Source organism: Nostoc sp. TCL240-02 (genome assembly GCF_013343235.1).
GTDB lineage: Bacteria > Cyanobacteriota > Cyanobacteriia > Cyanobacteriales > Nostocaceae > Nostoc.
The window spans coordinates 1,183,064-1,195,639 of the sequence record NZ_CP040094.1 but is presented as its reverse complement, the minus strand read 5'-3'; the positions used below and the strand labels follow the sequence as shown (position 1 = coordinate 1,195,639).

12 protein-coding genes are annotated in these 12,576 nt (G+C 41.7%); 8 read left to right on the top strand and 4 right to left on the bottom strand.

Annotation, left to right across the window (positions count from 1 at the left end; translation table 11 throughout):
* Nucleotides 1-502: 502 nt before the first annotated feature.
* The 4 genes from FBB35_RS05355 (at nt 503) to FBB35_RS05340 (ending at nt 4,378) form a co-directional block, all read left to right on the top strand.
* Nucleotides 503-1,528, top strand: coding sequence for a multicopper oxidase domain-containing protein (locus FBB35_RS05355; protein ID WP_174708796.1), 1,026 nt, complete (start codon nt 503-505; stop codon nt 1,526-1,528).
* A gap of 166 nt (nt 1,529-1,694) precedes the next feature.
* Nucleotides 1,695-2,732 carry a helix-hairpin-helix domain-containing protein gene (locus FBB35_RS05350; RefSeq protein WP_174708795.1) on the top strand — a complete coding sequence of 346 codons (1,038 nt, stop codon included), beginning with the start codon at nt 1,695-1,697 and terminating at the stop codon, nt 2,730-2,732.
* A gap of 131 nt (nt 2,733-2,863) precedes the next feature.
* Nucleotides 2,864-3,298, top strand: a complete 435-nt coding sequence (locus FBB35_RS05345; protein ID WP_174708794.1) for a bacterioferritin — start codon at nt 2,864-2,866, stop codon at nt 3,296-3,298.
* A gap of 111 nt (nt 3,299-3,409) precedes the next feature.
* On the top strand, nt 3,410-4,378 hold the full coding sequence (locus tag FBB35_RS05340; RefSeq protein WP_174708793.1) for an FTR1 family protein: 969 nt from the start codon (nt 3,410-3,412) through the stop codon (nt 4,376-4,378).
* Nucleotides 4,379-4,451: 73 nt separating this feature from the next.
* Here FBB35_RS05340 and FBB35_RS05335 read toward each other — a convergent pair whose 3' ends face one another.
* Nucleotides 4,452-5,345, bottom strand: coding sequence for an ABC transporter substrate-binding protein (locus FBB35_RS05335; RefSeq protein WP_174708792.1), 894 nt, complete (start codon nt 5,343-5,345; stop codon nt 4,452-4,454).
* Nucleotides 5,346-5,790: 445 nt separating this feature from the next.
* Here FBB35_RS05335 and FBB35_RS05330 point away from each other — a divergent pair, with 445 nt between their 5' ends.
* Nucleotides 5,791-7,290 carry a family 10 glycosylhydrolase gene (locus FBB35_RS05330; RefSeq protein WP_174708791.1) on the top strand — a complete coding sequence of 500 codons (1,500 nt, stop codon included), beginning with the start codon at nt 5,791-5,793 and terminating at the stop codon, nt 7,288-7,290.
* Between the two features lie 124 nt (nt 7,291-7,414).
* Here the strand turns inward: FBB35_RS05330 and FBB35_RS05325 are convergent, their stop codons facing one another.
* Nucleotides 7,415-8,017: a molybdenum cofactor guanylyltransferase gene (locus tag FBB35_RS05325; protein WP_174708790.1), complete on the bottom strand. Its 603-nt coding sequence runs from the start codon at nt 8,015-8,017 to the stop codon at nt 7,415-7,417.
* A 122-nt stretch (nt 8,018-8,139) separates the two neighbouring features.
* Between FBB35_RS05325 and FBB35_RS05320 the strand changes: the two genes are divergently transcribed.
* Together FBB35_RS05320 and FBB35_RS05315 are read left to right on the top strand one after the other, a co-directional pair.
* Nucleotides 8,140-8,364 (top strand): hypothetical protein, encoded by a 225-nt coding sequence (locus FBB35_RS05320; protein WP_174708789.1) that lies wholly within the window; start codon nt 8,140-8,142, stop codon nt 8,362-8,364.
* Nucleotides 8,361-8,783 (top strand): type II toxin-antitoxin system VapC family toxin, encoded by a 423-nt coding sequence (locus tag FBB35_RS05315; RefSeq protein WP_174708788.1) that lies wholly within the window; start codon nt 8,361-8,363, stop codon nt 8,781-8,783. Before FBB35_RS05320 ends, FBB35_RS05315 begins: the two co-directional genes overlap by 4 nt.
* 51 nt (nt 8,784-8,834) lie before the next feature.
* Here the strand turns inward: FBB35_RS05315 and FBB35_RS05310 are convergent, their stop codons facing one another.
* Nucleotides 8,835-10,892: a thioredoxin domain-containing protein gene (locus FBB35_RS05310; RefSeq protein ID WP_174708787.1), complete on the bottom strand. Its 2,058-nt coding sequence runs from the start codon at nt 10,890-10,892 to the stop codon at nt 8,835-8,837.
* 167 nt (nt 10,893-11,059) lie between these two features.
* A complete protein-coding gene (locus FBB35_RS05305) occupies nt 11,060-11,215 on the bottom strand; it encodes a hypothetical protein (protein ID WP_167755982.1) in 156 nt (51 codons plus the stop codon).
* A gap of 641 nt (nt 11,216-11,856) precedes the next feature.
* Between FBB35_RS05305 and clpP the strand changes: the two genes are divergently transcribed.
* Entirely contained in the window at nt 11,857-12,468 is a 612-nt protein-coding gene (clpP, locus tag FBB35_RS05300; RefSeq protein WP_099099266.1) for an ATP-dependent Clp endopeptidase proteolytic subunit ClpP, read from the top strand.
* Nucleotides 12,469-12,576: the final 108 nt, after the last annotated feature.

Below are 12,576 nucleotides of genomic sequence, written 5' to 3'. Positions count from 1 at the left end.
AATACATACAAATAACAAAAGAATGACACATCGATTTGAATTACGGCATTTTCAAAGCTGATAACACGAAGGTAACAGATTAAAATGAAAAATCAAAAATGCTCATGTTACCAAGCATACAAAATTCATTGAAATGTAATTTATTTCATCTCTAAGCCAATTAAATACGCTACTGATTACGGATATTTGCTTGCTTGTGTCTATATCTATGTTTGTACTACAGGTATTGCTGAAGCAATAAGCATATCAGGAATAGGTATAAAACAGTTAGTTTTTACCAAATACAATTTATACATAATTTAAGCGCAATAATACTGTTGAAATAAAGCAAGTTTGGCTAGGATTTTCAAAGACTGATTCTAGCTTGATCTAGATTTAGCAACCTAAATAACAGTTTTTAAGCACTATAAAATTATTGACAATGATTATTAATTCCTCTAATATCTAAAAGCAATTGCAAATCTTTTGCAATTCTTTTTGGTGCTAACCGTAACTAAATGTCATGCCCAACAACTTCGTTCTAGGTAACGGAAAGCCTTGGAGCCGCCGTCAATTATTGAAGCTGGGCCTAGCAGGTGCTGGAGTGACTGGTGCAGCTGGACTTTGGCAGATGCTAAATCTACAAAGTAAGTCAATCGTCAAAGTGCCACCATTCGATAGGTCAGCACCAGACGACGTTACTAACCCAATGAATATGTTAAGGGATTTTGATTATGGGACGGTAAAGCAAGAAAATGGGCGGACTATCCGTGAATTTCAGCTAACTGCTGGTACTTCAATCATAAAGATCAATAGTGCTGTCTCTTACAACATCTGGGACTTAAATGGTCGCATCCCAGGGCCAACGCTACGGGCTAAACAGGGCGATCGCATTCGGATACTATTTCTCAATAACGCGGGACATTCTCACTCGTTGCATTTTCATGGGGTTCATCCGGCGGAAATGGATGGTGTTCGCCCAATCAGCAATGGTAGTGCCACAATTTATGAATTTGATGCCGAACCTTATGGCGTACACCTGTACCACTGCCATATTGAACCAGTCACCCGTCACATTGCGAAGGGACTGTACGGGATGTTTATCATCGATCCACCTACTCCCCGTCCCCCGGCTGACGAGATTGTACTAGTGATGGGTGGATATGACGTAAATGATGACAGCCATAACGATTATTATGCCTTTAATGGTCTGCCCCACTATTACATGCATAATCCCATTCGTATTTACAAAGATCAGTTAATTCGGCTGTATGTCCTCAACATCATTGAATACGATCCAGCAGTGACTTTTCATCTCCATGCCAACTTCTTTGATGTCTATCGCTATGGCATGAGTATGACTCCTAGCGAGAAAACTGATGTGATTACGATGGGTGTAGCGGAAAGGCACATCTTGGAATTTGCTTTTCGCTATCCAGGTAAGTATATGTTCCATCCCCATCAGGATGCGATCGCAGAAAACGGTTGCATGGGTCAATTTGAAGTACTTACTGAGAGTAACTCTCAAAATCCTGTTAAAACTTCTTAAATAAATAATTTGTCATTAATTTATTAAAATTTTAGTTCAACTAGTTGATAAAAACTGTCATTATATGTCAAAGTAAAGTCTATTACAACGTGTCAAACAAACTAGCTTCTACTAAATAGTTTGAAATGTTTCAATTAATGCTTTTTTAGTTTTGTGAGGAGCGAAAATGATAAAACTTCGTTATGTTTGTTTAACAGCAGCAGCAGCCTTAATAGTTACCTTAAGTTCCTGTAACAGTACACCAACCGCAGAAAATCCATCAGCACCAGCTGCTAGCACTCCAGCTACAGAGGCAGTAAGTAGTAACAGCCATAGCGGTCACAGTAGCAAAGAAAAAATTAATATTAACACTGCTATCTTGTCCGAATTAGATAAGTTTGAAGCCAAACTAGGTGTTCCAGCTTTATCTAACAAAATCCAGGCAGGTCGTCCCTATGGCAGCCCAGAAGATTTAGTGACTAAAAAAGTCATTACTCAAGAACAATTTGACCAAATTAAAGACCAGGTTGGTGTTCAAGAAGTGGCACTCACGGGTGAAGCCAAAGATGTTGACTACATGAGTAAGTTAGGCTTAATGAAAGGGCATCTTTTGGTAGCACGAGAATTGCTAGATCAGAATCAGCCAAAACAAGCAGAACCTCATATTGGGCATCCGGTTGAGGAGATTTATGTTGATGTAGAAGACCAATTAAATGAGCGCAAAGTCAAAGAATTTAAGACAACATTGGTAAGCTTGCAAGATTTAGTAAAATCTAGTCCGAAGGATAGCAAAGTTAAAACTAATTTTACTTCTTCAGTGCAAGCAGTTGACGGAGCGATCGCAGCTTTGCCAGAAGCTCAACGCTCAAAACCAGGATTTGTGCTACAGGTAATTAACGAACTGCTAGATTCAGCTAACTCAGAATATGGTGCTGCGATCGCAAATGGTAAAATAACCGCCCCGATTGAGTATCAAGACTCTCGTGGTTTTGTCTTTTATGCAAATGATTTATACAAAGGAATTTCTAGTCAAGTAGCTCAAGCAGATCCCGAAGCCCACAAAGCGATCGATGCTAGTTTCGCTGAACTCATAAAAGTTTGGCCTTCCGCCATCCCACCAACGAAAGCAGTCAAAACAACTAATGATGTTACCAAGCTCGTAAAAACCATTGAGGAAAACTCTCAAAAAGTCGTTGACAAATCCAATACCCAAGCACAGCGATAACAGTTTGTTTTAATGGAAAGCTGATGCTAAGGAGTTTAAAATGATGAAATCGTTAGGAGTTAGGAGTTATTAATTACGAATTACCTCCTCCTAACTTCTGACACTCCATTCGTTACTTTAACTAACAACTGATGCAAGAACTTGACCAGAAAAAAACCATTGACCTGCTGAATGCCATCATGGAATTTGAACTAGCAGGGGTAGTGCGTTATACACATTATTCTTTGATGGTGACTGGCCCTAACCGTATTCCAATTGTGGCTTTTTTCAAAGCACAGGCAAGCGAGTCTTTACTTCATGCTGAACAAGTAGGAGAAATTCTTACCGGTTTAGATGGGCATCCCTCACTGAAAATTGCCCCAATGGAAGAAACCTATCGGCATAAAGTCAAGGATATCTTGGAAGAAAGCTTATCCCATGAAAAAAAGGCATTGGATTTGTATAAAAATCTCCTCGAAACTGTCACCAATGCTAGTATTTATCTGGAAGAATTCGCTCGTGGCATGATTGGGCAAGAAGAGATGCATAATCTCGAACTGAAAAAGATGTTACGCGATTTTAGCTAAAAGTCATTAGTCATTGGTCATTAGTCATTAGTCATTGGTCATTAGTCAAAAAAAATCAAATGACAAAGGACAACTGACTAATGACAAAAGACAAAAGACAAAGGAAAAAAGATGGATTTTAGTACTGCTCTACCTACTTTTGTAATAACGCTCCGAGAAGGAGTAGAAGCTGCCCTTGTTGTTGGGATTGTGCTAGCTTTGCTGAAAAAAGCTAAACAATCCCGACTTAACTCTTGGGTATATGCGGGTGTCGGCGTTGGTATTGTCGTCAGTGCCTTTATCGGCGTGCTATTCAGTTGGGTAATTCAAATACTGGGAGCAGCGAATCCTCAATATACCTCTGTAGTTGAGCCAGCACTAGAGGGTATATTTAGTGTGTTAGCGATCGTAATGCTCAGTTGGATGCTAATCTGGATGACTAAACAAGCCAGATTCATGAAAGCTACGGTTGAAGGAGCAGTAACAGAAGCACTGACACAAAACTCAAATGCTGGCTGGGGTGTTTTTACTTTAATTTTAATTGCCGTTGTCCGCGAAGGCTTTGAAACTGTTCTGTTCGTTGCTGCTAATTTTCAACAGGGATTCATGCCGGCATTGGGTGCAATTGGTGGTTTAGTAGCCGCAACTGCCATTGGAGTGCTGCTATTTAAATGGGGTGTGAAAATTAACATCCGCCAGTTTTTCCAGGTAATGGGCGTTTTTTTGGTGTTGATTGTGGCTGGGTTGGTAGTTTCAGGCTTGAAACATTTTGACGAAGCTGTGGCGAACCTTGCTCTTAGCAGTCGTGCCACAGAAAGCCTATGTTTCTATTACGAACGTTTTACAAGAGTACATTCTTGTATTTTGGGGCCAATGGTTTCAAATACTTCCACAATCTTGCCTGACGAGCAATTTCCTGGGATTATTCTCAAATCTTTATTTGGTTATAGAGACAATCTTTATCTTGTGCAAGCAGTGGGATATGTGACCTTTTTACTCACCATTGGAGGATTGTATTTCCGCAGCCTTGGAGGTGCTTCTCCTGAAGGTAAAAAAAATATTCCCTTTGGTCAAAAACCGATTAGTTCTGCAAAGGATTGAACAACAAGATCCCCAACTTCTTTAAGAAGTCGGGGATCTGAAACCTAGCGATTTTCATCTTATATTTATTCAGCTAAGTGGCTTGTGGTGCAAATAATACCTTCTTAAGCTGCTGACAAGCCTTTTCAATTGCATCTATACTGCCTGGATTCACCAAACCAAAATAATCAAACACATAGACTCGGTTATTTTTAGTTGCTTGTAGTTGCTTCCAAAAAGCTTCCTTTTTCAGCGAATTTAAAAGTCCTGCTTCTGAATTCCCTTGCGGGGGATTAACCAAAATTATCACCTCTGGATTTGCTTCTAAAACTTTCTCAGCCGAAAGCGTCACATAGCCACTAATTGGGCTTTTTCCTTGTAAATCTGCTGCTATATTTTTTGCCTGGAATTTTGCTAGCAAATCTCCTGCCCAACTATTTTTGTTCGGCGATAAAATTGGTTGACGACTAACCAGCGCTAGAGTAGAAAAACCCTGAGTTGGCTTTTCTGGCAAGAAAGTTTTATAACGATTTAATAAAGGCTGAGGATCGGCATCAATTTTTTTAGCAAGGGTTTTAGTAAGTTCTTCTAGAGATTCCCAGTTATTCACCTTAGCTAGTAAAGTCGGAATTCCTAGCTGCTGAAGTTTTTGAATTGGGATGTTAGAAAAACCTTCCGCACCAATAACTAAATCTGGTTTTAGTGCCACCACTTTTTCTAAATTGGGTGGGTTTTGTCCTTCACTAACACGGGGAATATCCTTAAATCTTGAGTCATTTTTAAATAATTTACTACCAGTGATTCCAACAATTTTTGTTGGATCGAGTCGAGAAATAATATCCGCAGAAAGAGAAGAAAGAGCAACAACTCTTTTTGCTGATAGATTTGTGACTTTTATTTGTGATTGCTGAGTGTTTGCAGTCGTGCAAGCAGCTAAAACTATACTCATCAAAACCGCTAAAGCAGATAAGAGCCAACGACGATGCATATTAAAATTCCTTCTGGAGTAAGATTGCATAAAAAAATATTCAGTAAAATATCCAAAAATTGCAAATATAATTTTTGGCAGTATAGCTATAAATTACCAAGCGAGATCAACGCCGCCAGAGATTGAAAAATGTGGTTAATAACAAGAGCTAAAAGTCAAGTTATTCTTGTTTCAAAAAAACTACTAGCTTTGGCAGATTTTCACTAACTAAGGTAGAGGCGCAATCTACCCAATAGTAGACTAAACTTGCTTTGTATTCAGATGTTTTATACTTCCTTATATGCGTTTATGTCTTTATAAAAAAATGCGGCAACACAAATAGGGCTTAGGCAGTCTTGAAAAAATAGGTTTTAAACCCTTGGTACTTACTTATATAATTCGATACACGTTACCTACAATTATCTGAATTGGGGTCGATGATTATTGTGTCCATCTACTGGAAGATATGTCTAACCATCCTTTAAGCGTTGCAAGATCAACATTATTTTGGCGGCGTATATTCGCTGTTGTTTTCACTAGTAGTTCGTTGCTGCCCAATTTTGGAGCCGAACCAGCAAGGGCGCAAGTAACCCAATATTGCCAGTTATCATCGTCGGTGGCGCAAGAAAAAGAAAAATTACGTTTATCAGCGCTCAAAGGCAATCAAGATGCCCAAACCCGCTACCAAAACTTACTAAAAAAACAGGCACAGGAATTACAGGAGTGCCGCACACGAACTTGGCCGCAAATCCAAGCACTCTGGTTGCGCTTGTATCCCTGTGACATTCAGCCAGGAATAATCGATCAGATTATGGATCGGATTGTCAACCGTGGCTATAACCAAGTTAATTTGGAAGTATTTTACGACGGACAGGTATTATTGCCAGCAAAAGCTAACCCGACGGTTTGGCCTTCTATAATTCGTACTCCAGGGACAGAAAACATCGATATACTCGCTACAGCAATTCAAAAAGGTCGGCAACGCGGTTTGAAGGTCTATGCCTGGATGTTTACTAACAATTTCGGCTATACTTACGCCCAACGCCGAGATCGAGAAAGTGCGATCGCTCGCAATGGTAAAGGTCAAACCAGCCTATATGTTGTAGATAACGGCTCTCAAGTATTTATCGACCCCTACAACTCCCAAGCAAAAAGCGACTACTACCAATTAGTAAAAGAAGTTTTGCGCCGTCGTCCAGATGGCTTGCTATTAGACTATGTGCGCTATCCCCGACAAGCAGGAAGTGATTCCATCGCCACCAAAGTTTCAGATTTATGGCTATATAGTCCCGCAATTCAAGAAGCTTTATTTAAACGGGCACTTAATTACAAAGGGCTGGACTTAATTCGCCGCTATTTGAGCAAGGGATATGTCACCGCCGGAGATATCGCCGAAATTGATAAACTTTATCCCCAGGAAGGGGAACCTCTCTGGCAAGGACGCATTCCCCCAACAGCGCAAAAATCAATTCTGTCTGCAACCGACAGACAACCACTTTTGCAATGGGAATTGTGGCAGCTAGCAGTTGCTCACGCCATGCAAGGAATTCTAGATTTTGTCAACATAGCTAGTTACCCAGCAAAACAGCAAGGTGTTTCTACGGGAGTAGTGTTTTTCCCTGATGGCAACCAAACTGTAGGGCAGGGGTATGATTCTCGCTTGCAACCTTGGGATCGGTTTCCCACGACATTAGAGTGGCATCCCATGTCTTATGGAAATTGCGGTAATGTCAGTTGTATTGTGGCGCAAGTGCAACGAGTTTTAAGTATGACAAAACCGGGTACTAAAGTGATTCCAGCTTTAGCCGGCAAATGGGGAGAATCGGTCAGTAATCGTCCATCCCTAGAAGTGCAAATGCAGGCACTCCGAAAATTTGCCCCCCAATTGAAGGGAGTTAGCCATTTTGCCTATTCTTGGCAATATCCTGAGAATGATAATGATCGCAAATTTTGTCGCATTCGGTAAATAACAGAATTCAGGAGTCAGGAGCAATGCCCTGAGCGCAGTCGAAGGGTCAGAATTCAGAAGGAAAATTTCCCTCATTTCTCTTATTCCCACTAATTGATTCTGAATTCTGGAGCTTCTTCAATTAACTTAAAGCCAAGTCTTCTGGTGTATTACAGTTAAATAGCATTTCTGGTTCTGGTAAAGGCAAAACTTCTACCGGATATTGCCGTAGCCATTGCTGAAACGATCGCCCCCCTTGGTTGATAAACTCTAAAAGTTGGGGCAAACAGCGACGGCGATAAAAACCACACAGAGGTTCCCAGCCTTTGGGATGATGAGCTAAAGCTGCGAGCGCATCATCCCCCACGTTATCAAGTCTAGTTACCCATTCTTGCAACACCTCAACTCGCAACCTTGGTAAATCGCAAGCTAGCAACAAAACCCATTCTGTCTGCACTTCGGCTAATCCTTGAGCAAAACCAACTAAAGGCCCGTGGGCGAGGGATTCTCCAGATAAAGGTAATTCTCGGATAAATTGGCAACCAGGCAAAAGCAAATCTTGATAGCGTTCTGGCCAGGGAGTGATTATATAAACAGTATCAGCACAGCTTTGAGCAATGCTACAAACTCGCTGTAACAACGGCATCCCTTCAATGGGAATCAAGGCTTTATCTTGACCCATACGAGAACTTTTACCGCCTGCTAATACAATTGCTGTTAATTGACTACGCGAGTTAATAGTCATTTTTTCAACAAATAGGGGTAGAAATATATCTTGCACTTGTGTGCATCACTCGTCAACAATTAAAATCGCTGGCTAATAGCCAAAGTCCGTAGAATAAATTTATCCTCTACTTAAACCCCATCATGGCTATCCAAGAACTCGAACAACAACTCCTTCAGCTTTCCCCCAACGATAAACTGTACATCATCCAACTCCTTGCCCAAAGCTTGACCACACACAACAACACCCACCCAGATAAACCAAGCAAACTCTCAGAGTTTTTCCGTCAATCCCCTCTGGCTGAACTCACCGAAGAACTAGACCTCAGTCGAGATCGAAGTCTCCCCCGCGATGCCTTCACTCCATGAATTACCTCCTTGATACCTGCTTGATTTCCGAACTTATTGCCAAACAACCAAATCAACAAGTTTTAGATTGGTTAGATGCCCAAGTGCCAGAAAAACTTTACCTCAGCGTCATCACAATTGGCGAAATCGCTAAAGGCATCAGCAAAATTACTGCATCTAAGCGGAAAGAATCTCTAACAACTTGGCTGAATGAAACCCTACCCAATCGCTTTCAACAAAGAATTTTAAGTATAGATGTCTCAACAATGGTGTTGTGGGGAAATCTAGTCGGGCAACTAGAACAGAATGGGCGACCTCTACCTGTGATGGATTCTCTAATTGCAGCGATTGCAATTCATAACTCTTTATCACTTGTCACCCGTAACGAAAAAGATTTTGCTGGAACAGGAGTTGTAATCGTTAATCCTTGGTCTGTTTAGGCTCATCACTATACTGGGTCAGTAACATCCTAGTTGGAGAAAAAGACTATTTCACGCCCTCACCTGACTTTTCTCCACTTGCTGCAATAAATGCTCTACACTTTCGGCTGGTGCAAGGCACTTCAAACCTTGGCAAACTAACCCAACGCTTCCCTCTGGTAAATCAGATGTTAGAGAAAACACAGATGCTGGTAAAAACTTGGGGATCAGCGAGTTTATTTGCTCTGTGGTGCTGCGAATCAAGGTAGAATTACAATACCAATCCAAAGCTGTAAATAAGCTGGGACAAGCTTGGGGAGCGCGATGCATCACACTTTTAAAAGCTTTCAAAGCAAGTTCGGCTAAATCCAAATAATCTAGATTATCGGTGAGTAAAGCGAGACGGACAAGGTTAGCGATCGCAATTCCATTGGCTGACGGTGTCGCATTATCTGCATAACTGCGTTCTCTAACAATTAAATCTTGACTATAATCGCTCGATGTGTTGTTATACCCACCTAATTCAACACTCCAGAGAAATTCGTTGAATTCGTCTTGAATAGCGATCGCTTTTTCTAACCATCGCTCATTCTCAGGGTTGGAAGCTTGTAAATCTAGCAGAGCTTTAATAAACAAAGCGTAATCTTCAGACTGAGCTAACACAGTCGGTTCGCCTTGATAGTTGAGTCGTTGAAAACGCCCATCTACAAACTGATTTTCCAAAATAAAATTCGCCGCTCGTGCTGCTAATTCCAAATATGATGGTTCTTGGAAAGCACCAGCAGCCTTAGCTAGTCCAGAAATCATCAAGCTATTCCAAGCGACAATCATCTTTGTATCTGTCACGGAGGGAATGCGACCCGGCCAATTAGTGGTTTTTGCTTCCTGGTTGTTACGAGCCGGGGGAAAAGTTTCTAGGGACTTAGAACCAACGCCATAACGAGCGGTAAACAGCTTGCTCAGTGCTGTTTCTAGCGTTGCACTCAGTTTGCCTGAATTCCTTCTTTGTAAAACATTACGTCCTTCAAAGTTACCGTTAGGGGTAACAGTAAATTGTTGTTGTAATTCCGTTAATTCTTCAGGCGTTAACAGTTGTTGGACTTCGCTGTAACTCCAAACATAAAAAGCTCCTTCTTCTGGTTCTACTGCCGTGGGTTGAGTGAAGCTATCGGCATCTTGAGAAGCATAGAAGTAACCTTCCGGTGCGGTCATTTCCCGCTTTAGCCATTGTACAGTACCAGCAACGGCTCTTTCAAACGCTGGTTCTTGTACTCCTGCACTCCATAAATTTCCGAGATACTCCACAATCTGTCCATTGTCGTAGAGCATCTTTTCAAAATGCGGTACTGTCCAAGTTGGGTCAACAGTATAGCGATGAAAACCACCAGCTACATGGTCATAAATCCCTCCCAGCGCTAAATCTAGTCCTCGCTGGGTAGAAACTTGCTTGCCATCATAGCGAGATTCAAAATTAAATCGAGTTCCCCGCAGTGCTAATTCTGTATAGGGAATCATCGGAAAGCTATTACCAGATTGATTAGGAGTAATTACACCTGTGCTGGTTTCCCAACCTTGGCGGAGTAATTCCCGGTCTTCAAGCTCAGTTGTTGTACCGTCTTGCAACACCGCAGACGTGAGCAGAGACTCAATAATTAAGGCTTTGCGTTGCTGTAACTCTTGTTTTTCGGTGTCGTAATAACGGCGAAGGGCTTGCAACACCTGCAAAAATCCCGGACGACCATAGCGCGGGTCTACAGGAAAATAAGTCCCAGCATAAAACGGCACTAAATCTTCTGGGGAAAGAAAAATATTTAAAGGCCAACCTCCTTGACCGCTCATCATCTGCAAAGCTTGCATATAGATGCTATCGAGGTCAGGTCTTTCTTCCCTGTCTACTTTGATGGGAAGATAATTAGCATTCATGAAGTGGGCGATCGCACTATCAGAAAAAGCTTCGCCTTCCATGACAGTACACCAATGGCAACTAGAGTAGCCAATGGAGAGAAAAATCGGTTTATTTTGCGCCCTTGCAGTTGCAAGCGCTTCGTCACACCAAGGCCACCAATCAATGGGGTTTTCGGCGTGTTTGCGGAGATAGAGGCTCTTAGCTTCAGCAAGGCGATTAGTCATGATCAAATGCAAATAGTTGCCTTCTTTGCTCAGTCTACCTTGTTCCCAAGAGTGTTAACCTAGACAGCTATGTATATGCAAGATAATCCTACAAGCGACCTACCCCTTGGTTAGGAGTAGTACACATCATTGATATCGCCGACACCTGTGTAATTTGTGAACTATTTTTACTGAAAAGATCGCAATAGCAAGCTGACAATATTTGGTGGCGTTTCTGGCACAGGTGATGCTGTCTTTGACTGAATTAAAGTATTTGGGCTAAGTCCTGCTATCAGGTGGAGCAAGAAGGTGATGATGGCGGCTTGTATAAGTTTTTCCAGCATGGCACGTCTCTTGTGAGTGGATAGCATTTCAATTAGGACTGGTTATTCTGAATACACCTCGTACTATCGATTTACCGAATCTAACAAAAATAACTTGATAATTGCTGAGGGAAATCCTAAAAAAATGTTTAAAATGTTACAGAAATTTAACACAAGTCCCTAAGCAAGTTGGATTTCGGTTATCGGTTTAATGGCTACATCGCCAAAGTTATCTAGCAAAGGCTGAGATTATGAAATTGGCGAAAATTAGAGTTTTTTGATTTGTTCTTCCCTGCATGGGATATTCTCTTAGACACCTTTTGCGGCTAAAAAGTGCCCTTAAAGGTTGAAAAAGAGGCAAGGGAGCAGGGATCAGGGGGCAAAGGTCAGGGAGCAAGGGAAAATTTTGAAGCAGGCAACAGAACCAATTCATTTATAGGATTCGACCCCGGATGAATTGAAACCACTGAACTAAACTTCAGTGTTCTTGTCTTAAAACCTTTCCCTGGTCGGTTGCGGCAGGAAACAGAGGGCAGTTTTCCTCTTGCCTCCTGCCTTCCTCAATCAAAATTTAAGTTATCTGCTTGAGAACAGTAGAGATAAACCCCAGTTTCGTGCTGTCACCGATAAAATGTATTTAAAGTAGCCACAAACACGCTTCCATGATTCCTATCGTTATTGAACAATCGGGTCGAGGTGAACGCGCCTTTGACATCTACTCACGGCTGTTACGTGAGCGCATCATCTTTTTGGGACAACAAGTTGACAACAACATTGCTAACTTGATTGTTGCCCAACTGCTGTATTTGGATGCTGAAGACCCGGAGAAAGACATATATATGTACATCAATTCTCCCGGTGGTTCGGTGACGGCTGGTATGGGCATTTTTGACACTATGAAACATATTCGCCCTGATGTCTGTACAATTTGTACCGGATTGGCGGCGAGTATGGGCGCTTTCCTCCTCAGCGCAGGTGCTAAGGGTAAGCGGATGAGTTTACCCCATTCTCGGATTATGATTCACCAGCCTCTCGGTGGCGCTCAAGGACAGGCGACTGATATTGAAATTCAGGCGCGGGAAATTTTGTACCATAAGAAGCGGCTAAATGACTATTTAGCCGAACATACAGGTCAACCAATTGAGCGCATTGCTGAAGATACAGAACGTGACTTCTTCATGTCACCAGAGGAAGCCAGGGACTACGGTTTGATTGACCAAGTGATTGACCGCCACGCTGCTGGTAGCCGTCCAGCTGTTGCTGCTGTGAATTAATAGTCACGATTGGTAAATGATGATTTACCACTTTTAATTCCCTTAAACTTCAAAAATAACCCCTCTTCAGTAATGAAGAGGGGTTATTTTGGGAATGGATGGTCTGCT

Bases quoted from the DNA above. Each gene is read 5' to 3' on its own strand.
- FBB35_RS05355 (WP_174708796.1), top strand. From the start codon at position 503: ATGCCCAACAACTTCGTTCTAGGTAACGGAAAGCCTTGGAGCCGCCGT.
- FBB35_RS05350 (WP_174708795.1), top strand. From the start codon at position 1,695: ATGATAAAACTTCGTTATGTTTGTTTAACAGCAGCAGCAGCCTTAATA.
- FBB35_RS05345 (WP_174708794.1), top strand. From the start codon at position 2,864: ATGCAAGAACTTGACCAGAAAAAAACCATTGACCTGCTGAATGCCATC.
- FBB35_RS05340 (WP_174708793.1), top strand. From the start codon at position 3,410: ATGGATTTTAGTACTGCTCTACCTACTTTTGTAATAACGCTCCGAGAA.
- FBB35_RS05335 (WP_174708792.1), bottom strand. From the start codon at position 5,345: ATGCATCGTCGTTGGCTCTTATCTGCTTTAGCGGTTTTGATGAGTATA.
- FBB35_RS05330 (WP_174708791.1), top strand. From the start codon at position 5,791: ATGTCTAACCATCCTTTAAGCGTTGCAAGATCAACATTATTTTGGCGG.
- FBB35_RS05325 (WP_174708790.1), bottom strand. From the start codon at position 8,017: ATGACTATTAACTCGCGTAGTCAATTAACAGCAATTGTATTAGCAGGC.
- FBB35_RS05320 (WP_174708789.1), top strand. From the start codon at position 8,140: ATGGCTATCCAAGAACTCGAACAACAACTCCTTCAGCTTTCCCCCAAC.
- FBB35_RS05315 (WP_174708788.1), top strand. From the start codon at position 8,361: ATGAATTACCTCCTTGATACCTGCTTGATTTCCGAACTTATTGCCAAA.
- FBB35_RS05310 (WP_174708787.1), bottom strand. From the start codon at position 10,892: ATGACTAATCGCCTTGCTGAAGCTAAGAGCCTCTATCTCCGCAAACAC.
- FBB35_RS05305 (WP_167755982.1), bottom strand. From the start codon at position 11,215: ATGCTGGAAAAACTTATACAAGCCGCCATCATCACCTTCTTGCTCCAC.
- clpP (WP_099099266.1), top strand. From the start codon at position 11,857: ATGATTCCTATCGTTATTGAACAATCGGGTCGAGGTGAACGCGCCTTT.